The 25004-nt window shown below is 44.6% G+C and carries 20 protein-coding genes; 7 read left to right on the top strand and 13 right to left on the bottom strand.

From position 1 onward, the window contains the following. Positions 1 to 36: 36 nt before the first annotated feature. Entirely contained in the window at positions 37 to 717 is a 681-nt protein-coding gene (gene bshB2, locus NSQ38_RS21465; RefSeq protein ID WP_339783968.1) for a bacillithiol biosynthesis deacetylase BshB2, read from the bottom strand. 23 nt (positions 718 to 740) lie between these two features. Then, a complete protein-coding gene (locus NSQ38_RS21470; protein ID WP_339783969.1) occupies positions 741 to 1085 on the bottom strand; it encodes a YojF family protein in 345 nt (114 codons plus the stop codon). A 265-nt stretch (positions 1086 to 1350) separates the two neighbouring features. On the opposite strand from NSQ38_RS21470, the gene NSQ38_RS21475 reads away from it, so the two are divergent. The 4 genes from NSQ38_RS21475 to NSQ38_RS21490 all read left to right on the top strand — a co-directional run bounded on the left by NSQ38_RS21475 (position 1351) and on the right by NSQ38_RS21490 (position 5924). Continuing rightward, complete coding sequence (locus tag NSQ38_RS21475) at positions 1351 to 2136, top strand: DUF817 domain-containing protein (RefSeq protein WP_339783970.1); 786 nt, start codon at positions 1351 to 1353, stop codon at positions 2134 to 2136. 220 nt (positions 2137 to 2356) lie between these two features. After that, positions 2357 to 2944: a TetR family transcriptional regulator gene (locus NSQ38_RS21480; protein WP_339783971.1), complete on the top strand. Its 588-nt coding sequence runs from the start codon at positions 2357 to 2359 to the stop codon at positions 2942 to 2944. Next, entirely contained in the window at positions 2928 to 3644 is a 717-nt protein-coding gene (locus tag NSQ38_RS21485; RefSeq protein ID WP_339783972.1) for an ABC transporter ATP-binding protein, read from the top strand. Before NSQ38_RS21480 ends, NSQ38_RS21485 begins: the two co-directional genes overlap by 17 nt. A 30-nt stretch (positions 3645 to 3674) precedes the next feature. After that, positions 3675 to 5924: an FtsX-like permease family protein gene (locus tag NSQ38_RS21490; RefSeq protein WP_339783973.1), complete on the top strand. Its 2250-nt coding sequence runs from the start codon at positions 3675 to 3677 to the stop codon at positions 5922 to 5924. A 37-nt stretch (positions 5925 to 5961) separates the two neighbouring features. Here NSQ38_RS21490 and NSQ38_RS21495 read toward each other — a convergent pair whose 3' ends face one another. From NSQ38_RS21495 to NSQ38_RS21515, 5 genes are all read right to left on the bottom strand, one after another. Then, positions 5962 to 6570 carry a hypothetical protein gene (locus NSQ38_RS21495; protein WP_339783974.1) on the bottom strand — a complete coding sequence of 203 codons (609 nt, stop codon included), beginning with the start codon at positions 6568 to 6570 and terminating at the stop codon, positions 5962 to 5964. Positions 6571 to 6802: 232 nt separating this feature from the next. After that, positions 6803 to 7693, bottom strand: a complete 891-nt coding sequence (gene murB, locus NSQ38_RS21500) for a UDP-N-acetylmuramate dehydrogenase (RefSeq protein ID WP_339783975.1) — start codon at positions 7691 to 7693, stop codon at positions 6803 to 6805. A gap of 133 nt (positions 7694 to 7826) precedes the next feature. Continuing rightward, positions 7827 to 9857 (bottom strand): methyl-accepting chemotaxis protein, encoded by a 2031-nt coding sequence (locus tag NSQ38_RS21505; protein ID WP_339783976.1) that lies wholly within the window; start codon positions 9855 to 9857, stop codon positions 7827 to 7829. A gap of 242 nt (positions 9858 to 10099) precedes the next feature. Then, entirely contained in the window at positions 10100 to 11080 is a 981-nt protein-coding gene (locus tag NSQ38_RS21510; RefSeq protein ID WP_338594607.1) for an SDR family NAD(P)-dependent oxidoreductase, read from the bottom strand. Between the two features lie 172 nt (positions 11081 to 11252). Next, complete coding sequence (locus NSQ38_RS21515; protein WP_339783977.1) at positions 11253 to 11864, bottom strand: hypothetical protein; 612 nt, start codon at positions 11862 to 11864, stop codon at positions 11253 to 11255. 163 nt (positions 11865 to 12027) lie between these two features. On the opposite strand from NSQ38_RS21515, the gene NSQ38_RS21520 reads away from it, so the two are divergent. Continuing rightward, entirely contained in the window at positions 12028 to 12702 is a 675-nt protein-coding gene (locus tag NSQ38_RS21520) for a methyltransferase domain-containing protein (protein WP_338594603.1), read from the top strand. Positions 12703 to 12769: 67 nt separating this feature from the next. Here the strand turns inward: NSQ38_RS21520 and NSQ38_RS21525 are convergent, their stop codons facing one another. From NSQ38_RS21525 to NSQ38_RS21545, 5 genes are all read right to left on the bottom strand, one after another. Then, positions 12770 to 14173: a PQQ-binding-like beta-propeller repeat protein gene (locus NSQ38_RS21525; protein ID WP_339783978.1), complete on the bottom strand. Its 1404-nt coding sequence runs from the start codon at positions 14171 to 14173 to the stop codon at positions 12770 to 12772. 197 nt (positions 14174 to 14370) lie between these two features. Further along, on the bottom strand, positions 14371 to 16422 hold the full coding sequence (locus NSQ38_RS21530) for a serine hydrolase domain-containing protein (protein ID WP_339783979.1): 2052 nt from the start codon (positions 16420 to 16422) through the stop codon (positions 14371 to 14373). A 110-nt stretch (positions 16423 to 16532) separates the two neighbouring features. Further along, entirely contained in the window at positions 16533 to 17831 is a 1299-nt protein-coding gene (locus NSQ38_RS21535; RefSeq protein ID WP_339783980.1) for a GHKL domain-containing protein, read from the bottom strand. A 1-nt stretch (position 17832) separates the two neighbouring features. Next, positions 17833 to 18573: a LytTR family DNA-binding domain-containing protein gene (locus NSQ38_RS21540; protein ID WP_339783981.1), complete on the bottom strand. Its 741-nt coding sequence runs from the start codon at positions 18571 to 18573 to the stop codon at positions 17833 to 17835. Between the two features lie 196 nt (positions 18574 to 18769). Then, on the bottom strand, positions 18770 to 19534 hold the full coding sequence (locus NSQ38_RS21545) for a YheC/YheD family protein (protein ID WP_339783982.1): 765 nt from the start codon (positions 19532 to 19534) through the stop codon (positions 18770 to 18772). Between the two features lie 202 nt (positions 19535 to 19736). Here NSQ38_RS21545 and NSQ38_RS21550 point away from each other — a divergent pair, with 202 nt between their 5' ends. Beyond that, complete coding sequence (locus tag NSQ38_RS21550; protein WP_339783983.1) at positions 19737 to 20546, top strand: DUF6492 family protein; 810 nt, start codon at positions 19737 to 19739, stop codon at positions 20544 to 20546. A gap of 17 nt (positions 20547 to 20563) precedes the next feature. Beyond that, positions 20564 to 21937 (top strand): sugar phosphate nucleotidyltransferase, encoded by a 1374-nt coding sequence (locus NSQ38_RS21555; protein WP_339783984.1) that lies wholly within the window; start codon positions 20564 to 20566, stop codon positions 21935 to 21937. 105 nt (positions 21938 to 22042) lie between these two features. Here the strand turns inward: NSQ38_RS21555 and NSQ38_RS21560 are convergent, their stop codons facing one another. Beyond that, positions 22043 to 24862 carry a glycoside hydrolase family 2 TIM barrel-domain containing protein gene (locus NSQ38_RS21560; protein WP_339783985.1) on the bottom strand — a complete coding sequence of 940 codons (2820 nt, stop codon included), beginning with the start codon at positions 24860 to 24862 and terminating at the stop codon, positions 22043 to 22045. Positions 24863 to 25004 lie beyond the last annotated feature (142 nt).

Genomic DNA, 25004 nt, shown 5'->3' on the forward strand with positions numbered 1-25004 from the left:
AAAAAGCCGCCATTTAGGCGACTTCTAAGTAACATATTATTCAAATGGATAGGTCCAAAATGTTTCTCTGCCAAAACGTTTCTTGATTTCTTCATTATTCAGCTCACGATTTCCTACAAGCTCTGCTGCCTGGAATTGTGAACGATGGGCACGAATGGAAGCCATTTTCCGATCCAAAAATTCGGATACGTCAACGAATACATCCGGTTTGCCAATATACTGTTCCTGATTATTTGCGAACGCAACGCAGTGAACAATCGGACGTTCATCCACAGGAAGTTTAGCGATTGTACGTATAACAGCGGCTCCCGTTGCATCATGATCGGGATGAACACTGTACCCCGGATAGAACGTAATGACCAGCGTGGGGTTTAATTCTTTAAGTAGCGACATGACGGTGTCTTCCAGTAACTGTGGGTCTTCGAACTCCAGCATTTTATCGTGGAAACCCAGCATTCTCAGGTCCTGAATACCAATCGCTTCAGAAGCTTCGATGAGTTCCTGTTTACGGATGGCAGGCAACGTCACTCGGTTGGCAAATGGAGGAATCCCCATGTTGCGCCCCATCTCGCCAAGTGTTAGACAAGCATAGGTTACATGGGCACCGCCATCTATGTATTTGGCTAACGTTCCCGATACAGAGAAAGCTTCATCATCTGGATGTGGATACACCACCAAGATGCGCTCATGCTCTTGCTCGTTGTGTGTAGTATTCATGGTTATTCAACCCTCCGCTTTCATCAGAACATCTCTCGGCTTAATTGTAACGCCACAACTAGTTTACCTTGGCTGTCGTGACCGGCAAGAATCAGTCTTTCTTTTTCCTGCTCATCAATATGTGTAAGACCTTCGGCGTAAAGCCATCCCTGCGTCGTTTTCAGACCAACACGGTATGGACCTGTACCTGAAATGGATCCCTGCGTATATCGTATGGCCGCATTAGTAATGAATGCCGATGCTGGATGTTTAGTACTGTCCATGTGTTGTGCGTAAGCACCTGACGTAAGCTCTAGATGTACGTATAAGTCCTGATCAGCAAGATTATTGATCCGGAGCTGAATATCTTGAGGTTTAATTGGTTGCATAGCGGCCTCCTTGTCTAATGTAATTGTACGAATTTCATTTTAACATAACCTGAAGAGAATATACATGGAGTGACCCTGTCGCCTCTTATAGAGCATTTTCATGATGATTCAGGTTTGAAAACAAGAACAGATTTGCCCGTTTTTTTCTCTTTTTATTCATGGACCATATCTATATTATGAAGTGTAGGCAAAAACGCCCGTGATGAAGAACCTAAATCTTAAGTGAATCTTGCTCCAACATGTTTGGGAAGGAGTTAAACTCAACTTGAAATCTCTAATACAACTACTTCATTTTGGCTATCATCAAGCAATGAGTTGCATATTTCCCGTAGCGATCTTTGGAACACTGGCCCTGTCCAGCGTAATTCCTATTCCTTTCCTTCATCGGTATGATGCCATACTGCTCGTATTACTTGCTGTGCAGTACCTGATGTATCGAAGCGGCTTGGAAACCCGAGATGAAATCAAGGTCATCTGTGTATTTCACATTATTGGCCTGGTGCTGGAGATTTATAAAGTATGGATGGGATCCTGGTCTTACCCTGAGCCAGCTTACACCAAAATCCTGGGTGTGCCTCTTTATAGTGGATTCATGTATGCAAGTGTAGCCAGTTTTATGTGTCAAGTATGGCGAAGATTGCGAATGGACATGACCGGATGGCCTGGCTTTGCACCTTCCATGCTGCTCGGAGCAGCCATCTATATCAACTTTTTCACTCATCATTTTATTCCCGATTTTCGCTGGTGGCTGACGGCGCTTGTATTTATTGTCTTCTGGAAAACCTGGATTATCTACCGGGTACGAGCAACGACCTATCGAATGCCGTTATCGCTGGCTTTTATCATTGTTGGTTTCTTCATCTGGACTGCCGAGAATATCGCTACATTCTTCAATGCCTGGAAATATCCAGATCAGCATGATGCATGGCAACTGGTTAGCTTTAGTAAGATCAGTTCGTGGTTCCTGCTGGTCATCATCAGTGTCATCATCGTTGCGCAGCTCAAATATGTGAAGGCCAATCGAACCGCAGATGATCCAAAATCCAGTTAACTATTTATTCTCTAACCGTAAAACAGCAGCAATCTTAGACTCGTACATAAAGTCTTCGAATGCCGCTGTTTTTTTACTGTGCCGATGCAACTGGAGATATACTTATGTCCCCCACCTGATCGGTAACACTTTCATTTGACAAAAGCGACATTGGTGTCATAAAATGATCCAAAAGCGACATTAGTGTCACTTTTCGGTTTTACAACATTGGGAGGAAGCTATGACTCAGAAATCGTTGTCCAAAAAAATGATGATCCTTGCAGGTGCACATCAGGTATTTGTTCGAAAAGGATTCCATGCTGTCACGATGACAGATATTGTGGAGCAATGCGGAATTAGCCGCGGCGGTCTTTACCGATATTTCAACTCAACAGAGGAGATTTTCAGGTCCTTATTGATGGAAAGTAGCAAACAGACGCAAGAAACATTTACAGCCCAGATGGAAGCAGCTATACCATTTCAGCAGATCATGGATGCATTCTGGACAAGTCAACGGATCGATCTAACTGAGATCAATGACAGTATTATGACTGCGGCGTATGAGTATTATTTGTCACACCGCAATGCAGAGGATCGTGAGTTGCTTCACCGCCAACAGGAACATAGCATCACGGAGCTCAGTCGACTGATCGACTATGGGGTCCAACGTGGTGAAATACAGGTTGAGGCAAGCCGCACGGCTGCTGCTCATATTGTTATTTTCCTGGAGGGACTACGAGTGCTTGCCCTGTCTACCGATCTAACTGAAGATTTTATTCGCGAACAGCTTGATTTCATCCAAATTCATCTTTATGAAAGAAGTGTGTAAGATGAACATCGCCATCTCCGTTCAGAACGTAACGAAACATTTTAAGAAAAATGAAATGATACTAGGCAATATCAGTCTGGATCTCGCTGAAGGTGAGTTTACAGCCATCATTGGCCCAAGTGGCTCCGGAAAATCCACACTGCTCAACCTGATGTCAGGACTGCTCAGACCCTCGAATGGTCACGTCTTCATCAATAACCAGGACATTGCTGAACTGAACGAGGATGCACTTGCCGACTTTCGCAGACTGCATCTGGGGTACATTTTCCAACAGTACCATCTGCTCTCTCATCTTACGGTTCGTGAAAATATATACATTGGGCTCTCTGGAACAAGTGAACGCCACACGGTTGAGGAGCTAGCTGCCCTTCTGGGGATTGAGGACATACTGAATCAGTTTCCCGGTCAACTGTCTGGTGGGCAACAGCAGCGGGTAGCCATTGCACGTGCATTAATTAAGAGCCCTCGTATCTTGTTCTGCGACGAAGCCACGGGTGCGTTGGATGAGATGAACAGCAAAAATGTGATCGCGCTTCTTCATCTTGCCCGGCAGCAATACGGAGTGACCATTGTGTTCATCACCCATAATCCTGAAATTGCCAAAACTGCTCAGCGCGTAATTACAATCAAGAACGGCTCCATCTATCAGGATCGATTGAACGAGCACCCAATTACTGCTGCACAGATGCATTGGGCATAGATTTACTCACAATGGGAAGGCGGAAGACTAATGCGCTATCTTAACAAGCATGTGTACCGTTTATTGAAGCAAAACCGTGGATACACCATCCTCTTGTTTCTCATGGTTGTGCTGACTTCGTTTATGTATTTTTTTGTGGAATTCTCGGTGGATCGTAATCAGGTTCATATTCAAGAATACGTTGAGACACAACATTTGGAGGATTTCCGCTTCCAATTGCAAGAAGATGCAGATCGTTTACATGCGTTAGAGGAGATACATACAGAAGCTATTATCGAGGAAAAAAGATTCAAAAAAGTTACACAAGACAGTACAAATTATTATCTGCTCGCTCCACCCCAGATGCTAAATGTACCTTACCTATTGGAAGGTCGACTGCCGGCAGCTTCTACGGAAGTTGCCCTAATGCCGCACTATATGGATAAGCATGCCCTGACTGTAGGAGACTCAATTACCATAGGAAATCAGAATCTCACCATCGTTGGCTCCATGTTTTTGCCAGACTACCAATCATTTATTCCTTTCAATGACCTGAAGCAAGATTACAATCAAGCGACTTTCGGTGTCGTTACCCCTGATGTGTACCATAAGATAAACGGACAGGAAGAGCGCTATTATGCAGCAAAGTTCAAACCAGATGTGGACTCCGGCTCAGCTGAAGTGCGCATAAGTAGTGATCCCGCCTTCTCATATTTGGCTTTCAATTCTGGACTTGAGAGCAGCACCGAACCACTGACCGCAATCGATTCCAATCAAAGTCTGGCCCAGAGCTTCCTCTTCTTGTTCACACTCATTACTTTGTTTATCTTCTACATGTTCTACACCCGTTTCGTCCGTCTTCACCGTCAAGATTTCGGTTGCTTCAAGGCAATGGGATATACGGCAAGACAGATCAGCCACGCACCACTCGTTTATTCACTGATCCTATCGACAGCAGGAGGACTCGTAGGGATGGTTTTGGGTTTCTTCGGTTCCTCTGTCCTAATCCATATGTATGCTCAAATGTACTCCTTCCCCTTCTGGGAACGAGGCCTTCAACTCCGTTCTATCTTGTTTGGGCTTTTGATTCCTATCATCGGAACGGTGCTGGTTACCTGGATGTCTATCGTTCCTTTTTTGCGCCAAGAGACATTTCATGTCATGCATAACACGATTAAGCCTCTTCCGAATGGAAGATTAACCACAGCTCTCCAATCCGTAATTAGCCTTTTGCCGGAACGATTAAGGCTTCCTCTGCGCGTCGTGCTTCGCAAATGGAACGCCATTTTCTTAAGTGCAGCAGCAATTTTTCTGATGACCTTGTTATTTATCATAAGTTCTTCGTTGTATCAATCAAGTGGTGCCGCCCTGGAATCGCAGACGACAGGCATGCACTACATGTACGATATCCGTTATCCGGATCTGAGGGAAGATGAAGTAACCTCGCATAGCTCCAGCATGTACTACCTCAGGCAGCCCGTCCAGCTTATGGGAGTTGAGGGGCAAAAATTCTTAGTAGAGTTGGTCGGCATGGACGACCAGGGAACACAGGTGCAACTCATGGATCATGACAACACCCCCATTCTGCCTGCTGAGCTAGATGGTATTGTGGTGAGCGAGGCGACCAGTTCGTTGTATGACATCCAATCCGGAGATACCGTTCAACTGATCATTAATCATCAACCGCATAACGTCTCTGTTCGGGAGATTAGCCGAAATGGTGAAGCAGATACGATCTATACATCCAAAACACAATTAGCGAGGTGGTTGAACGTTAGCCCCTTCATGCATAACGGGGAATACAGTAACGATAGTTCTCAGGATTTAAATGCACGAGTGGTTACTGCCGAGAACAAGTTAGCTGCTCTGCGTAGCGATGCAGTATCGAGCCAATCCAGTGCTGTCATTAATCAAGTGGCAGGGATTCTTGTTGGTTTCCTGCTGATATATCTAGTCATTCTGCTTAACGTTCAGGATAGCCATAAGGATATGCATATCCTTCGATTGCTTGGATATAGCCATCGAGACATTAACCGTACGCTCGTCGATGTATACAAACCGCTATTTGTCCTGCTGTATCTGATTGCTGTACCTTTTGCGATCCTGGCAGCACGTGCAATCTTACGCATGATCTCATTACAAACCGGGGATTATATCCCGTTCCAGATCCATTGGTGGATTCTAATCCTGATCCTCATACTGATTTTGCTTCAATATCAGTTGGTCGTCTCCTTATTTAAGCGAAAAGTGTTTAAGCAGACACGAAGCATGGGGCTTGAAAGTATTCCAAGTCATGAATAAGTTGTGACTATAGAATGCATAGTTGTTCTGTTTGAGATTATTTAACAAATAATGAGCCAAAGCCATCTGCCTCTTCAATGTCTTTGTTGATTAAGAGGTTCTCCTTTTCATCGTATGCTTTGATGGTATAAGGAAGAGTAGCTGATGAAGGCAGGAATACGTACCAGATTCGTTGGTTCTCACCTGCCTCAACCAGCTTCACATCGAATGTGTCGGGTTTACCCGTTTCTTTGATTTCAACAGTTACACGTTTGATAGTGGAGTCTATGATGTCACCAAACAGCATGGGCAACGGGGCCGAGACTTTTTCCAGTTTCGGTATGCTCATATAATGCAACGCAGACTTGGATTCAACTGATTCATTAATGGAATATCCTCCACCCCATACCCATTTCCATCCGAAAATGTTCTTGCGGGTATACTCCATCTGAAGATTACTGTTGTTTTCCCGATCCTTTTTTTGTGTGAACAAAATCATGCCACCGTCTAAAGCCTCCTGATGAATGAATTGGGAGGTATAAAACTCACCTCTAAATTCTTGAACGGCCCCTTGAGGACTGTTCGCTATAGGAATACGTATAGGTTCATTCAATCCCCAAACTTTGGATATCCGTTGATCGGCTAGCCCACCAGCTCGTTCATTCATATACATATATGCCAAGATTGACAGGGACGATAGTAAAATTACTATTGCAGTGATTAGCAAAATTCTCCTGTTACGCTTGATTATCTCCATTGTACACTCCTTATGATGACGATGAAATATTAAATACAATCACTCTGATATTACCATAATTAGCATATTAGTTCTTGTTTGAGTATAATTAGTACAATCAAAAAAGGCCGCCAAGGGCGACCTTTCAAGTCATTCATCGAAGCTATTCTCCCAGAAAGATTACTTCGGTTTCCAATTCAACTTGGAACGTATCATAGACTTTCTTCTGAATAAATTGGATCAGATCCATATAATCCTGGGCAGTAGCGTGATCCACATTTACGATAAAACCTGCATGCTTCATGGAGATTTCAGCACCTCCGATGCGAGTACCCTGCAAGTTACAATCCTGAATCAGTTTACCGGCAAAATGTCCTTCGGGTCGTTTAAATACACTTCCACAAGAAGGGTACTCCAGCGGCTGCTTGGATTCTCTCAGGAACGTTAATTCCTTCATTTTGCTTGCAATTTCATCCTTGTTTCCTTTTTTGAGCCAGAATTCGGCCTCCAGTATGATATAGTGATCCATTTTGAAGAGACTATTTCGATAACCAAACTTCATCTCTTCTCGCGGGATCTCCAACACTGCGCCGTCTTTGGTGATCACAGTCGCACGTTCAACAACATCTGCGATCTGACCGCCATAAGCACCCGCATTCATGTAAAGTGCGCCCCCCGTGCTGCCGGGAATACCGCAAGCAAACTCCAAACCGGTCAAGCTATGCTCCAAAGCAAGTCTGGATACATCAATGATATCAACGCCGCTTTGCGCAATCATGCTGTCCTCACTCACTTTAATTTGATCGAAGTGGCTAAGAGAAATCGTTACTCCCCGGATGCCCCCGTCTTTAATGATGACGTTTGAGCCTTTTCCAATGACCGTCAGAGGTAACTGATGTAAGTTGGCAATTTCTACGATTTTTGTGATTTCGTCTATCGTTGTTGGATGGATGAGAATATCTGCGTTACCACCAATTTTTATAAACGTGTGATTTTTTAAAGGTTCATTGAATTTCACTTTTTCCAAAGGTATCTGATGCTCAAAAATATTCATGATTTTCTCTCCCTGAATTCATAAAGAAATGATTGCATCATCGCGAAAATAAGATGCTCCTTCTTTATTATATGCTAAATAGGAGATTTTGTTTGAAATTATGTTGTTTTCACAATAATTAATCGCATTCTCTTTAGATTTTGAACCTTTCCGTGAGTTCCTGAAGACGTGATGCCATGCGAGCCAGATAAGATGAAGATGAACTAATCTCTTGCATTGAAGCAAGTTGTTGCTCTGTTGCCGCAGATACCGTTTGCGCTCCTTCCGCCGTTTCCCGCGAGACATGAGAAATGTCCTCGATTTTCGCCACCACATGGGAGGTTTCTTGAACGATATCATCAGCCATGGTGGATACTTCGCTGGCTTTGCTGTTCACCATATCCACGGACAAGGTAATTTCTTCAAAGAGCTGGCCCGCCGTATTCATCACGGTCATCCCTTTGGAAACTTCACCAATCGCCTCAATCATGGATTGATCCGCATGCTGGATTCCTTCGTTAATGCTCCCAATTAGTGTGGTGACTTGCTTCGCTGAATCAGCAGCTTGCTCCGCGAGTGCACCTACTTCTCTGGCTACAACAGCAAAACCTTTGCCGTGTTCACCTGCCCGTGCAGCTTCAATGGAAGCATTCAAAGCCAGTAAATTGGTCTGACGGGAGATATCTGAGATCACCTTGATGATTTGCCCGATCTCCAACGAAGTCTGAACCAAATGGTTAATGCCATTCGACACACGATTGACGGAATAGTGTATGGTTCCCATTTGTATCACTGCGCCATTGATGGCCTGCCCACCCTCTTTTGATTTCTCCGCTACATGTTCTGTAGCTAAAGCTGTCGCTGAGGCATTATTGGCGATATGACCGATTTGTTCCGCCACATGATGAATAGTACGCAGACTCGCTTCAACCAGCGCCACCTGTCTGTCAGTGCCTTCCGCCATCTGTTCAATCGTTTCAGCGATATGTCCTGTTGCTGTAGCACTTTGACCCGCATTAGCGGATAACTGTTCCGAAGCAGTGACCAGTTGATTAGATGAATTCTTCACCTCGGATACAATGGAATTCAGGGAACCGACCATAAGGTTGAAGGCATCCCCCAACTGACCGAGTTCATCATTTGAATGAATGGCTGCGCTTTGGGTCAAATCTCCCCGACTGACTTCCTCAGATACATCATTTAATGTTTTGAGCGGTTTGGTGATCGAACGCACGATCAGGATTGTCATCCCTATCCCTAGCAGGGCAAACACGGAGATGACCATTAATGTATTGTTCCAAATGGGTTTGGCTGCTTGCACGATCTCGATCGGTGAGCGATCTCCTGCGATTTTCCAGCCCGTAAGCTGATTGGTAATATAGACGAGCTGACGTGTCTCTCCTTCAGGAGAGCTTTGCTCAATTTGGCCGGAGTCGCCCTCAAACATCGTTGTCCCGGGTCCTCCATCACCTTGAGCGGTGTCTTGTTCTGCATCAGAAGAAGAGTTGAGCGGTGTTGCACTACCATTTGCCGCATCCTCACCCTGAGAACTTTCAGTTCCCCATGGCGGAGTTACGATCATAGAGCCATTCGCGCCAAAAATGACGACAAAGCCGTTATCTCCAATTTTGATCTGGCCTACAATCTCTTGCAGAGTGCTTAAATCAAGGGTTACAGCGACGACTGACTTGCTGTCACTAGACACTTTCGCTAAGGTCAATACCGTGTTACCCGACTCTTCCGAAGTGAACGGCTCCGTCAGAACAACCTGTCCTGGATCAGCCATCGCCTTTGTATAGAATTCGCTCTCCAGAGGTTTATCGTTGCCCGGCTTGCTTTGACTGGAAGAAGCGTACACATGCTGTCCGTCGCTGTTTACAAAAATAGCTGATTCGACCTCCGAATGGTTATTAGTATAGGCTTTTAATGCGGCTTCAGGAGTTGTAGATGTAATGGATTCGGCTAAGAGACCCACATCTGATTGTTTAGCTTGTATGTATTGGTTGACCATGCTGCTAACGAGCGATATGTCGGTGTTGGCCATGTTGGCTAGTTGTGTATCTACTTGCTGTTTAGCGGTAAAATAGGCGAATCCTCCGATAACCAGACTGGGAAGCAACAATACGATTAAAAATGATGCTACCAGACGGTTCCTGACCGTACCGATTTTTTTCTTGAATTTCATAGGCGTTTCTCCTTATGTATGATGTAATGTATCGTAGCTTATTCTCTATTAAGCATGAAATAGATGAGGGTACGATTAATTTCAACTTAAAGATATATGAAAGTTTTTCATGAAACTAAATATTCTCTTTCAAAAAAATAAATAAAAAATACACCTTGCGGAACCAGCATCTAGGCCGGATGAATACCGCAAGGCGTTTCTCATGCAACTACCGTTATCTCGTGGACAAGAAAACTACATGATTATGAGAGTACTATGTCTGTTTGAGTCAGCTTGGCCGATAGCTCCCATAAACGAATAGCTTGCTCGGGGTCGATAGCATACTTCTTGACCCCATAGAAACCTCCATCCTCTGGAGCCAATTCACTGATGTCACAATCCTCGCAGTAGACACCACCTTTTCCCTCAAGCTGAGGTGAAGTTGCTGCCCAGACTTGCGTCGCTGCCCCCTGCTCAGGTGTTTTGAACGCAGGGTTGGCCACTTGTCCAGATTCATCAATCCAGCCCAGCGCAATCATTTCCTCTTTTGGCATATGACGCTGTAGTGGTGTCATAATTCCGCCTGGATGAACTGAGAAAGCCCGTACTCCGTGCTCTGCACCTCGACGATCCAGCTCAACGCTGAATAAAATCGTTGCTGTTTTGGACTGTCCATAGGCAGGGAATTTCTCATAGCCATGTTCAAATTGGATGTCATCCCAACGAATAGGTGAGAAATGATGTCCCGCTGATGCCAAGGAAACAACACGTGCTCCCCCCTGACTAGCGAGTGCTGGCCATAACAGATTAGTCAGGGCAAAGTGGCCCAGATGATTTGTTGCAAATTGAGCTTCCCAGCCAGGACCAACCCGCGTCTCCGGGCAAGCCATGATGCCCGCATTAAGAATCAGCATGTCAATGTTCCGATCACTCGCCAGAAACCGCTCGGCAAAAGCACGAACGCTGGATAAATCAGCAAGGTCCAATGCATCTATTTCAACACCTTCCAGACCAGAAAGTGCTTCCTTCGCAACCGCTGGACGACGTGCAGTCACCACTACACGGGCTCCCGCATTAACAAGCGCACGTGTCGTCTCCAACCCGAGACCCGAATATCCACCCGTTACAATAGCAAGCTGTCCTGATAAGTCCAGATCTCTCAATACATCCTCCGCTGTACTGTTATGATTGAATCCAGAGTCCATTTTATGTTGTAAAGTTCTAATATTATTTTCCTGTGTCATTCTGTTCATCTCCTTGGCAATATTTCTTTTTCTTCTTCAAAGTCTACACCCTAGAGCGTACTCTAAGTCAAATGGAAGTGAATACATCGTCTCGCAACTTTTCCGTGCAATCTGCATAAGTAAAAAAGCCGCCAATTGGCGACTTTCGTTGAAAAATTTATAGTCATCTAAGTTACGAATCACCCTGAACGGTGGATAACGAAACAAGGACCGGGCTGGCGAAATCAGAAGCCTCTTCTCCTTTTGGATTATGAAGACGGAATAGAAATGCATCCCCTTCTTCTGATTTCCAGACCATATAATCGCTAATGCCTTTTTCACCAGAGGCCTGAAGATAGAGCTCGGCATAACCAAGCGGGTGTTCTACCAGTTCTCCACTATAATCGGATACCTTACCGGCTTTTTCTAATTCTTCTTTACCCGCTGTCTCCAGTTCTGCCAGATTATACTCCGAAGGCAGTGGTTCAATATCCACATAATAGTCAGCGTTACTAGTCAGTGACAGACGGCCTTTAACAGCATCAAATGTGAATTTCTCAAATACGTACAAGGAAAATCCTTCTCCTTGTTGCAAGGTCGCTTCTAGTGATTGATTGCCATCTGCGGTCAACATTTCAAAACTTTCGGTCTCTGGACGCTCTGTTTCAATCGCGACTTCTGTTTCACCTACTGGCATTGATGGTTGAGGGCTAGGCAAAGGTTGATTACTACCAGAGCAAGCTGCAAGTGTTAGAACTATAACGATTAACGAGATACTCATCATAATAGAACGTGGTTGAAACATCAGGTTCATTCCTCCCTGTCTATATTCTGCGCTTACATGTTATTACCCATGGCAGAAACTCGAAACCTATAGGCCCAACCTATGAGTTTATCCATAATCAGTATTTCCCTTGATCCCTTCCAGTTTGTAAAATATGGAGAAAACATCAAGGAGTGATAAGCACATGGAATTCTCAGTAAAACAGCTGTTTGATAAGGTAGCCCAAGATTATGATGTGCAGCGAAAGCAGCTTATCCCTTGTTTTGATGATTTTTATGGAATAGCTCTGGATCTAATGGAAAGCCCGCTCGATTCTCCACGTATTCTTGATCTGGGTGCAGGAACGGGACTGCTCTCCGGATTGGTCCTGCAAAAGTATCCCAACGCACGATTAACCCTGATCGATATTAGTGATCAAATGCTCGAAGCAGCACGTCGAAGATTTGCTGATGCAAACCAAGTACAGTATGTGATCGGGGATTACTCCAAGTACGATTTCACCAGTTCCTACGATATGATTATCTCCTCCCTGTCTATTCACCATCTGCCCCACGCTGACAAGAAAAAGGTGTTTGACTCTGTACACAAGTTGTTAGAACCAGGTGGATGTTTCATCAACGCAGATCAAGTTCAGGGAAGAACCCCCGATACGGACACCTATTACCGCCAGCGCTGGTTAGAAACGATACATCAAAGTGGTTTGTCTGAGGAAGCCATCTCGGCTTCGATCGAAAGACGCAAGGTGGATATCAATGCCACGCTGGAGGATCAATTGATGTGGTTGGAGGAAGCTGGGTTTGGCGTGGCAGATTGCATGTACAAATACTTGGACTTTGCAGTGTTTTACGCACAAAAATAAAAAAGACCGGATTAGAAGCGAGTTATGCCCTGATCCGGTCTTCTCCCATGATTTTATTCTGAATCGATTATTTCAGCGATGCTGGCAGCTTGACGCCGAGAAGTTTGCCTTCGGCTTGGATGATGATCATTCCATTTGTCTTCAATGTCTTATTATACAGGTCTCCCCCGGTAGAGACTCGAAAAGCTGGCTGACCCGTCATCATGTTGAGGGCAAGCAGGGTGCCGTTACGTTGCGCTCGATACATTCCTTTACCGTAAACATCAATCTGAGAAACCGGGGCATCACCATGCCACTGCACCTCCTGACCGTTAGCCAGCTTAATGCCTTTAAGTTCACCTGTCTCGAGGTTCTTGTACACCAGCCGTTCCTGTACAATGCCAAGTAACTCCATTTTGTCCCCGTAAGGTTGGTGAAGCGTTCGAATTGGCGTAGTTTCCAACTTGGTCGTATTCAACGAATACTCCGCTATGTTGTCCCCCTGCGAAATGTACAGTTTGTCTTTATAGACAAGTATACCTCCTCTACCATTCGTATACGGTGGGTCACCAGGCATGGTCCACCTATACTCCTGACTTTCTTTCAACACACCGGTCTTCAGGTTGTACGCATTGACTTTCCATTTGCGTTCAGGTGAAGACTCGTCATCTTCCAACATTGGAGAATAAAAATCCACCGAATACACAAGACCGTCTTTGATCTGAATAGCTTCCCCCTGACCAAAATGCCCCCAAAGCTTCTTGCCCGTTTTCTTGTCATATGCATTAAGTTGAACGGATGTAAGTGCCCCTTGGACAAAAAAGGTTCTCAGTACAATACCATTAGACTCTTCAAGATATTCAGTACCATGACCTTCGCCTAATGGCTCATCTGCCTTCCAGCGCAGTTTGCCTGACTGGATATCCAGTGCAAACGTTGTACTTCCTTTAATAACATAGAGGGTATCCGCTGTTGGAATCAGAGCTTCCGCACGTTGAACCGTATCAATCCATGTGGATGTTCCTGACTGCCATTTTGCTTTGCCTGTTTTTGCATTCAAGGCATATGGCTTGTGATCACTGGTCAGTCCGTAGAGGACGCCACCTTGATAGGTAATATAAGGTGTCAGTTCTTTGCCGTAAGTCCACAGCCGTTTACCTGTTGTCGCATCAAGTGCAATCAACTTTGATCCAGCAAACGTAAATACTTTGCCTTCTTCTGCAATGGCATTAGCTCCGATGTACGTCTCGTTCATACTCAAATAGTTATCTACTTTTGCTGTCCAAGAAGGTTTCAGTTCAGGTACAGTGATTCGCTGATACGAATACCAGTTACGAATAGATACATCCGATGCTTCAGCATGTGCCTGAGATGGCAACACGCCGATGACTCCGTGAACCATTAATATTCCGGCAGTAAGGCCTGCAACGATGGGCCTGCCTGCTCTTATTTTCCATTGCTTAGTCGTTTGACGTTTATGTCTATTGATCATAGATAGTAATTCCTCCTGTTAAAAATGAGCCTGATATATAACTACATAAATATAACGAGCAGTGAGGTCGAATTGTTACCAGATTGTTAAATTATTCTAATAAGTAAATCAAAAAAAGCCGCCATAAGGCGACTTTCTGAATACGACATTATTTATGTGACAAGTTGAGAATGTGACTTTGTAACGCAGTCCCTGCTTTACTTTAATTCAATCTGGAATACATCACCGGCATCCCCACCAAAAACGATAAAACCACTTTTCGGAAGCTTCGTCGATTCCTGATTGGTTGCTACAGAGAAGTCAACCATTTCCCCTTTATCATTATACACTGCGTAACCTCCGGTCTTCGGAGAATCCACCGTGATGGATTTGTTACTCGATCTGGCGTCGATCGCATACCACCGGGCTTGACCGTTTGCCGGAATAGTTGTAATTCCTTTTTTCCCACCAAAGATTGGAGTAATCGCATCCTCGGCAATGTATTCTTGCCCATCCTGGATCAAAATCTCGGCGCCATTCTTTGTGTAAAATTGCAGATCAAACGCGTCTCTTCCGTTCATTACAGGAATCTCGGCGATATTCTCTGCGTTGTTTGCATCCATGATTTGCGTGCCATTAGCATAGCCATTTTGGGCATCAACAGACAGGTTCTTGATCAGCATCGATGGAAGCAGATAGAAGATCGACGTTATTTTTTCATCCAACGCGTAATATTTCGAGCCGTCACGAGCTGTCCATTTCTCTTTGGTTGTTGCGTCAAGCGCATTATGATCCAGTTTTTGATAATCATACGTGTTCATCACCGTTTGACCTATGCCGGGTAACGTTATAATCGCCTGAACTTTAACATACACCTTGTCATTACGTTCCTTCACAAAGCTAGCTTTTACACTGCCATCCGTACTTGTAAAATGTTCGTCGCCTGTGTAGACATAGTTCTGCTCAGGAATAATTCCTCCCAGCAAGGCAGGCAGTTGCATCTCACCATCATTGATCTTTATATCCAATGTCTCTCCTACCGTACCATAGAGACCGGAGTACGCGCTTAATTCTGTTGGCATCTTCACTTTGACAGGTGGTGAGAATGTCTGATCAGGCTGAACATCGTTGATGATGCCCTGATCCTCCAGAACGTCCAGCAGCACTTTGCTGGCAAACATCTGATTGTAGACGGAAGATCCGCCAGAGGATAGGACCGCCATTGAAATATCATGTTCAGGTATAGTGATTAACACGGCATGGTACAACATGGTATCCCCGCCTTTGGCAAGCGCGGTAACCCCATAATCGCTGAAAGGTGCAAGCTCAACCGAATCCCACCCCAAGCCATAATTGATCGTATTTTGCTCATCAGATACCCATATGCCCTTCCGATATTCATGAGATTGCATGGCCTTCACAGCAGATTCGGACAGAATATCGGGTCGGTTCCCCATTAAAACCTCTCCGAATTGACTCAATTCTTCTGCGGTAGAGTACACCCCGCCTGTGCCGATAATGTTTGCATTTTCGGTAGGCATCGTCATCTCAAGAGTAGGCCAATAGGTTTCGGATAATTGCGCTCTGTCAAAGGAATCTAGTGGTGTCTTCGTTGATTCCAACTTCAACGGCTCGCTGATGTACTTGGCGATATATTCGCTGTAGCTTAACCCACTCACCCGTTCAACCAGGATTTCAAGCAATTGAAAACCGTCATTGGCGTAGACGGAGTATTCGCCAGGTTTGGATTTCAGTTTTTCGGACTGAAGTTTGAGCAATAGTTCATCATGATTGCGGCTGTCATTATCGTCAAACAACATGCTGTTTCCATAATGTGTTCCGTAAAGACCAGATGAATGATTCATCAACATGCGCGGTGTGATTTGCGTATATCGCGCATCTGCCATCTTAAAGTCCTTAATATACGAAGTAAGCGGCTCATCCAGATCTATTTTTCCGGAATCAACCAGCTTCATGGCGGCTGCCGTAACAACCATTTTACTAACCGAGCCTATGCCATACATGCTATCCTTGTCTATTGGCTTCTGTGATGCCTTGTCGTGCAGTCCTACACTATCTGATAAAATGAATTCTCCTTCATCCATGATCGCATATTGCACACTGGTGACACCGTAGTTTTGCACCATCTGCGTGGCGATCTGCTCCGCCCGTGCCTCAATCGTACTGCTGTTATTCGCCTCTGCGCTGACATCTGCCAGCGGTGTAATGACAAGCACCGCTGTACATAAAAGACTAATTAATTTTTTCATCCCATGTCCTCCCTCAAATGTTCTTATGAATGAATTCATCATATCCGGGAAGAGACTGTTCGAACGCAAACGGACCCTGAATGGAAAAAAACAATCCCTGAACGGTAGGTTCAGGGATTGTCGGTGTGGAACGGAAGCACGACCATGTTGTTAAACTTCCGATGCTGATGCTCAATGCTCATATGTCCACCATATTTCTCGCACATTCGCGATATATTGGTTAGACCGATGCCATGGTACTCCGGATTAGGCTTTTCACTTTTCAAGTCAACTATCGGTTGCTCAACATGATTCATAATTTGGATGACGAGTGCAGATGACGTCGAGTGAATGGCAATGAGGACATATCGATCCTCCGCTTGTCTAACCTTCTTGGAGGCTTCAATCGCGTTATCGAGCATGTTACCAAGCACCACACACAAATCATAGCGATCGATCTGGATATGTTGCGAGTGGAGCTGGATTTTGGTGTCGATTTTGATTCCGTTTGCCTGTCCCATAGCTAGGGTATTCGTAACAAGAGCATCAATGACCAGATTGCCGGAATTCACCCGCTGATACGCACCTTCAATGGTATTTAATGTAGACTTGATATGATCCCCTGCCGCCGTCAGTTCGTTACGTTGGATACATTCATCAATATACAGAAATTGCTGATTGATATCATGGATGATGGATTTAATGTTCTTGAAACTGTGAACGGTCTTCTCATAGTTGGCATCCTGGTAGTCCATCTGACGCTGTAACTGGTTATTTTCATGCGTGAGCTGTACCTTTTCCACCATATTATCGAATACATAAACAATGAACACGTTGAGAAAAAGAGAGCCCAGTACAGAAAAGACGTAAAATATGTTTTTTTCACTATAGATGGAGGCCACATTGATCTGATAGATCGTAATGATCGGCACGATGAGAAACAGCAAATAATAACGATAATGCACGGCAAAACTTCTACGTTTGGCGACTAGACGGACAACTTGAATAACAATGAACATGATGCTACAACCCAGTAACATCACCTTGGAGAGAATCCAGTGGTTATCTCCGTTGAACTGTTCCCATGAAATGAAATCTGTCGATTCCACAACTCCGAGAATATATACCGCTATCGTATTCGCCATAGTAATCAAGACCCCATACAGGATGGTGAAAACAAGCTTGATTTTGAACTCCACTTCATAGGACTGTGCCAGACTGAAGATTAATAGCAGAGCAACTCCAGTGGAAACGAGATCGGAGAAGGAAGATGCCAAATAAAAATAACCCAGCATCAAAAATACGATGAAATAGAAAACTCTCTGTGGCTTCCGCTTGGACTTACCCAGCACAGAATCAAAATAAAAATTCGCCTGAAATGCCATAAGTAAGGTGACAAAGATGATGGAAAGGATCATATATACATCCATATCATTGAATCCTCATAATCATGTATTTGGTGTAGGCATCCTTGACTTCTTTAACCTTGGATCGGCCTATAGGCAATTCGGTTCCATTTAACATAACAACTTGGGTACCGGAAAACTTCTGAACATGCATCAGGTTGATGATAATCGAGCGATGAATCTGCAAGAAACCGTGATCTTTCAAACCACTAGCGTAGCTGGATAAAATGCCTTTGGTTTCATGTACATTTTCCTGTGTCACAAAATTTAACTTGTTCTTGATCGTTAAACTTTTGACGACCTCAATCCAGAGAATATCATCATATTTCAGCAGCAGTTCATCATAGTCTGATTTGATTAGTACATACTTTTTGTCCAATGCCTGAAAATATTGACACAGCTTAATCATCTTTTCCTCGAAAACTTGCGGCTGGATTGGCTTGATCAGATATTGAAAGGTGATGACATCAAAGCTCTCCACCATATATTCCGGGTAACTGGTCAGAAACATAATCTGTACATCCAGAAGCTTCATGTTTCTGATCTCTTTAGCGGTCTGAATCCCGTTCATTCCGCCCATCTCCACATCCAAGATGAGGATATTGAATGTATCCCCAACCTCTCTGTAGTGTGAGAGCAGTTGTTCACCAGATGTGAATAGGCTAATTTGAAAATCAAAATTGGTTTTTAGAGATAAGGAGACCAGCATGGATTTCACACGTTCTCGTTGCTGCTCCTCATCATCACAGATTGCAATATTGAACATGGGGAACATCCGCCTTTCATCGACATCGACTCTGAATTTCACTCTCGAATATACTATTTTAGCATAGGTTTCGGAGTCGAATTGGGATGAAATGCAATATTCCGACCCTAAAACGCAGATCAACAAAAAAAGTCGCCACATTGGCGACTCTTGAGCTTGAAACCTTTCCAGCCATTCCTATGAAAAGTCCGGTCTGTTATTCTGTTTTTTTGGGCATAGCATGGCGGTAATATCGTATTACCTTGCGATACATCGTCTTGTCCTTTAATTGATTGAATATATATGGGTCAGGTTTGACATTCACTTCAATAATCCAGGGTTTCAGACTGTGGTCAAGGCCGATATCTACACCGATTTGCTTTAGATACGGGTACTTTTTTTTCATATGACGAGCTATGCGCAGGCTAAGCTCATTCATCTCCTGAACTAGTTCATTCCTGCGTTTTGTGGATGCATGCGATTGTAGCAGCTTGTGAATATCCATCGGTGTACCACCACTATGATAATTGGTTACGATTTTTTTAGGATGACCCAGTCTGCCGATGATTCCGGTAGCTTCCCAATGTTTGGTCGGGCTTAGCTGTATCATGACTCGGATGTCAAAACGTCTGTTATTGTGCTTAAGCAGATGGATTCCTCTCTGAATCAGATAACTTCTTTTATTCACAAGACGAGTCAGACTGCTATAAAACGATTCAAAGCTGTCAAACGTCAGGCGTTTTTGCTCTATCTGATAGACAAAATGTTGATGACTGTCCATCTCGGCCTTAATAACACCCATCCCGAAAGTACCTCTCTCGGGTTTGACATAGACCATTCCATATTTGCTGATCATGGATTTCAGATTCGTTTTGTTATATTTCTGTGTGTCGGGGATAAACGGTTTAATTAATTCATTATTAATGATCAATTTTGTTTTTAACCACTTGCTTCTTAACGGCTGCAATTTATCAACTCCCATGTCGTAAACTCTCCCTTCAGCAACCGCATCATAGCCCGCTGTTTGATCAAGATCCTGCAAGCATTATATGTAATACCGATAAATGAACCCTCAACAAAAGCCCCTATTCGTAAAAATGTATATTTGCACATGCCCTGACCAAAACACTTTTGTACACATACCATATAATGAGTCATCACGATTTGTGCAAGGAGTTGAGAAGATGTCCGTCCAGCCTGGAATCCGGTTGAATAATGCACCTAAGATTGATGTTCTTATACCAGCGATCGAGAAAGATTTGGCTACCCTTCCCCTCGTCATCGATAACATTCGCCGTTATGTAAAACATCCCATTGGAAGCATATATATTGTTTCTCCGGTCAGCACCAAAATCAGAAAACTTTGTTCCCTTAAAAACTGCATTTTTGTTAATGAGCGATCCGTCCTGCCTATAACCAAAAACGACATACACTACCAGTCCTCCCGATGGAATCGGTCAGGCTGGTTATATCAACAGCTGCTCAAAATGAACGGAGATTCCATTGTGAAGGCAAAGTACTTTCTAGTCATGGATGCAGATACCGTACTGATTAAACCTCATTCATTTCTTGTAGAAGGCAAAACAGTATTTTACTGCCGTGACTGGAGCCAGCCGGAATATTTTAATACCTATCGCAAGTTGTTAGACATGAAAGCTCCACGTCCCCGCTCTTTTGTCACTCATTATATGCTGTTCGACAAATCGAAACTCGCTGCCTTAAAACATAAAATTGAAGCCGTTCATAAACTGCCATGGTACAAAGCGATCATCTCCAATATCAATAAGAAAAAGCAGTTTGGTTTCTCCGAGTATGAAACGTATGCCAATTTTATGTATACGAAGAACCCAGACAGCGTGGTCCTTAGAAGTTCCAAGAATAAAGGTCTGAATGTGAACGCTTCTTCGTTAAAAGAGCAACAAATCCGCAATCTGGCTCTTAAATATCGTTCTCTTTCCTTTCATAAACGGAAAATCTATAGTAAAGCTCCCTGAGCTTAAGGAGGAAGCCCATGCATATCGTAATGCTGTGCGGCGGCTCTGGCAAAAGGCTCTGGCCGTTATCCAATGAGCTTCGCTCCAAGCTGTTCATAGATATACTTCCATCACCCGCTGGAGGTAGGGAATCCATGATCAGCAGAGTATGCCGCCAGCTTGACAGTTCATCCCTAACGGATTCAACGCTCATTATTTCACATCAGGATCAGGCCAATATTACGGCACGACATACTCAAGGCAAAATACCAGTCATTGGGGAACCTTATAAACGAGGCACTTTTACTGCGGCGGCCTTAGCGACGTTATATCTGCAATCCTTCCGAATGGCCAAAGATGACGATGTGATCTGTATCGCGCCAGCTGATGTGTTCGCAGGTGAAGATTTTTTCAGCAAATTCCAATTACTGCCGGACATATTGAAACATTCTCAAGCCGATATCGCTTTAATTGGGACAAGGCCTACACATGCTTCAGAACAGTATGGATACATCCTGCCGGGTGGGGAAGAACGTAATGCTTATGCGCCCATAACACAATTTATAGAAAAACCCGAAGCCTCCATTGCTGAAACGCTGCTACAACGTGGGGCACTATGGAACTGCGGTGTGTACGCATTCACCGTCGCGTTTATGATATCCCATATTAAAAAAATGGGGCTGCCGGTTCATTATGATCAATTGTCGTCCCTGTATGAAGCGTTGCCTGAACGCAGTTTTGACAAGCATGTTGCAGAAAAGGCACAGCGGGCCGTAGTCCTGCCTTATAAGGGAGTATGGCAGGATATCGGAAGCTGGGATACGCTGTGCGCACAGTTAGATACCCATGTAATCGGACACGGTGGAATCTCGGGTTCTTCCTCCGATTCCTATATTATTAACGAGCTTCCCTACCCCATCCAAGTCATTGGCGTGCCAGGTATTATCGCTGCCGCAAGTCCGGATGGCATTCTCATTGCCAACAAAAATAATTCAAATGAAATTAAAGCGCAATTGGGTAGCTTGCCACTAAAACCGATGTATGGTGAATCAACCTGGGGCAGTTATCGTGTCATTGAAGGTTCGTTAGAAGATGAGAATACAACTGTAACCACATTAAACATAACGGTTCTACCGGGCAAACATATCGGGTTGAACTGGCATAGAACTGGGTGTAGAGCATGGACCGTGCTTGCAGGCAGTGGGCAAGTGCTTGTCAACGGAAAGGTCATGCAAGTGAGTATGGGCAATCAGTTCGCAATTACCAAGGAGAGTCTCTTTTCTATTCTGGCTGAAACCAGGATGGTGATCCTTGAGGTCCGGATCGGAGTAACAGAGGATAAAGACAACATACTTTTTGAAGAAGAAGATTGGAATGTTATCCTAAAAAGTGCAGGTTTATCTAACGCTTAATGGGCGAATGAACCGATTCAATCTGCATGTCTTATAGCCCCTTCCATTCGCGGAAGGGGCTCATTGGCATAATTAAGGGAAACCTGACACTTCTTCCCCTATATCTTAGTTAAACAACTTGCGAAGTTCCTCTACTTCCAGACGTGCAACTGGCTGGTAAGCGGAACTCTGTACATAACGCCGGAAGCTGTATAACAACTGTCTGCCCTCCAATGTAGTCATCAGACGCTCCAGATTCAGCGCTCCCATCAGCACTCTCCCCTTCCGGACCCGACACTCCATCAACAGGCCGAGCTTGTGGTTTCGCTCAAAATTGTCAATGGTCTGCACGATCGGATTCAAGTCTTTATCCAACTCATCCAAGATGATCGATGACGACTCGGACACGATGCTCCACCACGGATAAGTTGAGTGCTCCTCTGTGACAAAATGTTCGAAGGCCGGATGATCCTGTTGAATTAACAAGCCCATTGTGCCCACAGGAACTTCTCTTTTCATATTCTCCGAGATGGATCGGAACATAGGGTAAGACCAGAAATCGGTGCTATAGAAACCTTGAATCGCATGTTGAATCTGGTCGGGATTTGGGAAAAGCATGATATCCTCTCCCTGCTCTAGCAACACCAGCGCCGCTTCGGAGAGTTCGGTAAAGAGATTTAATCCGGTCAATTCCACGTCCAGTTGACTCGGGTAGATCCACAGGTCGTAAGACTTACGGATATCCGTGCCTGGAATGGACAGTCTAAGCTCCACTTTGGTCATATTAGAGACTTCAGGAATGCGAATGCTGAGATCCGCGATATTCACATAATGTTCTCCATGGGTCGCTGGCAGGTCTGCTTTCCCTTCCAATAGGACGCTTCCTTCGATCTGCTCGCTTTGAATTTCCCACTTCAATTGAAGTCCATCCAATGCTTGTCTCCGGAAGTAACTTAGTTCAATGCGTGCTTCGAACAATTCACCCGCTTGATAATTATATTTGGGGAATCTCGCCAACAACACAGCGTCGGAACAAAACGTTCTCCACTCCTCAGGTGTAATCATGCCTTTGGAATCCATGAATGCGTCCAGTACACCCACCAGCGCTGTTCCCTGACCGCTGAAATCCTGAAGATCCAGCAGCTGGAACCCGGCTAGTTGCTGCGAACGAAAAGCAGCTTCCAGTTCTTCCTTGTAACATGCGACCGCGAGTTTACCAGAAGCTCTGAAGTATGCTTCCGCCAGATGTCCCAGTCCTTTAGCATTCAGACGCTCTCGAAACACTTCGAAATTCTTGGCTTTGAGAGAACCCGTATACTTGTTGATCTCCTCGAAATTAGGAAACGTGGCGTACTGTCCAATTTCATGCGAGATGATTGGTACGTGTGAGACAAGTTGGTCACTTCCAGCTTCGGCCTGCACTGTTTTGGAACCTGTCCCATACTGAATCTGAATCTCTTTGTCCCCAGTCTGACCGGAAGGGTCAGCATCGCTGCCTTGCTCAGGTACAATGTTTGAATCGTAATCTTTCAATGTATTTGGCAGGTCGGTCTGCACGTGACCGAGCGGAGCATCACACATCGCATATGAACCTCTGAACAGGCGCTCTTTGGAGAAACGAACCCCGCAGAAGAATTCACTTTCCTCCAGAATGTCCGGCACAAACTGAAAGTTATTCGAACCTTCGGTGTATAAATGACGATGATCATATGCTTTGTATGCCTTCAGGATCGAATTCAATCTGTCCTTGCTTCCCCATAGTTCATTCCCCATGGACATCATGACAAACGAAGGATGATTACCAAAAGCACGCAGCATCGCAAATCCTTCGCTAATCAAGTAATCCTGCTCTGCTTGATTATGCCCATCCGATGATTCATCCGTAATGGTTCCCCAGAACGGAAGTTCAGGCTCCATGTAGATGCCGAGCAGATCCGCTGCAATAAAAGCAGCCTCCGGAGGACAACAGGTATGGAAACGGTAGTGATTGATACCGTAGGACTTGGAGATAGCGAGAATACGAACCCATTCATCCACGTCTGTTGGCGCGTATCCCGTGAGCGGAAAGATCAGCCCGTCATGTTTGCCTCGAAGAAACGTTTTGCGACCATTAATAGTGAATTTGTCTCCAGCAGCCCGGAATTCCCGTAATCCCGTCCATACTTCGGTGGAATCCAGCACTTCGCCGTCCTGATCTTGCAGTTGAATGTGAAGTTGGTACAGGTTAGGTTCATCATCACTCCATAACATCGCATCTTCGCCAATCTTATACGTCAGCTGTATCTCTTGCGAATCCGGGGTGAATATCTGTTCCTCCGTCGTATGAACTGGATCTGCACTGACAGCAACAGCCGAAACCACGATTCGTACTTCTTGCAGGTCACCAACAAGTGCTGCCTTGATCTCGAAAGATCGAGTCGCAAGATCGGGATAGACCTGAACATTATCCAGGAAAACACGCTCGAAAAATTGAAGTTCCAACTTCCCGGTGATGCCGTTCCAATTGGTCTGTGTGTCTTCGGATGTAAGGTGACCACCTTTGGTTGGATAATTGGTATTGTCCACTCGAATGGTAATTGTATGAGTCCCAGCGGTTAGCCCTGCCTTAATCTCGTAACGGTGAGGTGTGTTCAGACTGTTTTGCTTTCCCCATTCCACCCCATCAATCCAGACTGTGGTAACTCTTGTTCGTTCCAGATGCAAGAAACAACGTTTGCCAGCCAAGTGTTCGGGAATTTCAATCTTTCGTGAAAACCAGGCATAACCCTCAAATAAGTACTCATCCGTCAGCGCACCGATTAACACATTCTCGTTTTTCTTGCCCTTGGCCGCATGCGATGTGGTATTGGGCAATGTAATGACGTCTGAGAAATTCAGACCACTTTCCACCTTATTTTCATCGAGTTGGAGTTTCCAGAACCCTTCCAGATTTATTGCAGCTATCATGATAATGTCCCCTTTTAGATTCAAATAATCGATATAAGTAATCGCTTCCAAGATAGAGAAACCGTTTTCGAAAATCATACCTGTATTATAAACTCGATTGATGCTCCTCGCATAGATCATTTACAAATAAAAAAGTCGCCAA

It is taken from the genome of Paenibacillus sp. FSL R7-0313, from assembly GCF_037969885.1.
In the GTDB taxonomy this organism is placed as follows: domain Bacteria; phylum Bacillota; class Bacilli; order Paenibacillales; family Paenibacillaceae; genus Paenibacillus.

Excerpts from the sequence above, each read along its gene's own strand:
- bshB2 (WP_339783968.1), bottom strand. The coding sequence starts at position 717 with ATGAATACTACACACAACGAGCAAGAGCATGAGCGCATCTTGGTGGTG.
- NSQ38_RS21470 (WP_339783969.1), bottom strand. The coding sequence starts at position 1,085 with ATGCAACCAATTAAACCTCAAGATATTCAGCTCCGGATCAATAATCTT.
- NSQ38_RS21480 (WP_339783971.1), top strand. The coding sequence starts at position 2,357 with ATGACTCAGAAATCGTTGTCCAAAAAAATGATGATCCTTGCAGGTGCA.
- NSQ38_RS21485 (WP_339783972.1), top strand. The coding sequence starts at position 2,928 with ATGAAAGAAGTGTGTAAGATGAACATCGCCATCTCCGTTCAGAACGTA.
- NSQ38_RS21490 (WP_339783973.1), top strand. The coding sequence starts at position 3,675 with ATGCGCTATCTTAACAAGCATGTGTACCGTTTATTGAAGCAAAACCGT.
- NSQ38_RS21495 (WP_339783974.1), bottom strand. The coding sequence starts at position 6,570 with ATGAATGAACGAGCTGGTGGGCTAGCCGATCAACGGATATCCAAAGTT.
- murB (WP_339783975.1), bottom strand. The coding sequence starts at position 7,693 with ATGAATATTTTTGAGCATCAGATACCTTTGGAAAAAGTGAAATTCAAT.
- NSQ38_RS21505 (WP_339783976.1), bottom strand. The coding sequence starts at position 9,857 with ATGAAATTCAAGAAAAAAATCGGTACGGTCAGGAACCGTCTGGTAGCA.
- NSQ38_RS21510 (WP_338594607.1), bottom strand. The coding sequence starts at position 11,080 with ATGACACAGGAAAATAATATTAGAACTTTACAACATAAAATGGACTCT.
- NSQ38_RS21515 (WP_339783977.1), bottom strand. The coding sequence starts at position 11,864 with ATGTTTCAACCACGTTCTATTATGATGAGTATCTCGTTAATCGTTATA.
- NSQ38_RS21520 (WP_338594603.1), top strand. The coding sequence starts at position 12,028 with ATGGAATTCTCAGTAAAACAGCTGTTTGATAAGGTAGCCCAAGATTAT.
- NSQ38_RS21525 (WP_339783978.1), bottom strand. The coding sequence starts at position 14,173 with ATGATCAATAGACATAAACGTCAAACGACTAAGCAATGGAAAATAAGA.
- NSQ38_RS21530 (WP_339783979.1), bottom strand. The coding sequence starts at position 16,422 with ATGAAAAAATTAATTAGTCTTTTATGTACAGCGGTGCTTGTCATTACA.
- NSQ38_RS21535 (WP_339783980.1), bottom strand. The coding sequence starts at position 17,831 with ATGGATGTATATATGATCCTTTCCATCATCTTTGTCACCTTACTTATG.
- NSQ38_RS21540 (WP_339783981.1), bottom strand. The coding sequence starts at position 18,573 with ATGTTCAATATTGCAATCTGTGATGATGAGGAGCAGCAACGAGAACGT.
- NSQ38_RS21545 (WP_339783982.1), bottom strand. The coding sequence starts at position 19,534 with ATGGGAGTTGATAAATTGCAGCCGTTAAGAAGCAAGTGGTTAAAAACA.
- NSQ38_RS21550 (WP_339783983.1), top strand. The coding sequence starts at position 19,737 with ATGTCCGTCCAGCCTGGAATCCGGTTGAATAATGCACCTAAGATTGAT.
- NSQ38_RS21555 (WP_339783984.1), top strand. The coding sequence starts at position 20,564 with ATGCATATCGTAATGCTGTGCGGCGGCTCTGGCAAAAGGCTCTGGCCG.
- NSQ38_RS21560 (WP_339783985.1), bottom strand. The coding sequence starts at position 24,862 with ATGATAGCTGCAATAAATCTGGAAGGGTTCTGGAAACTCCAACTCGAT.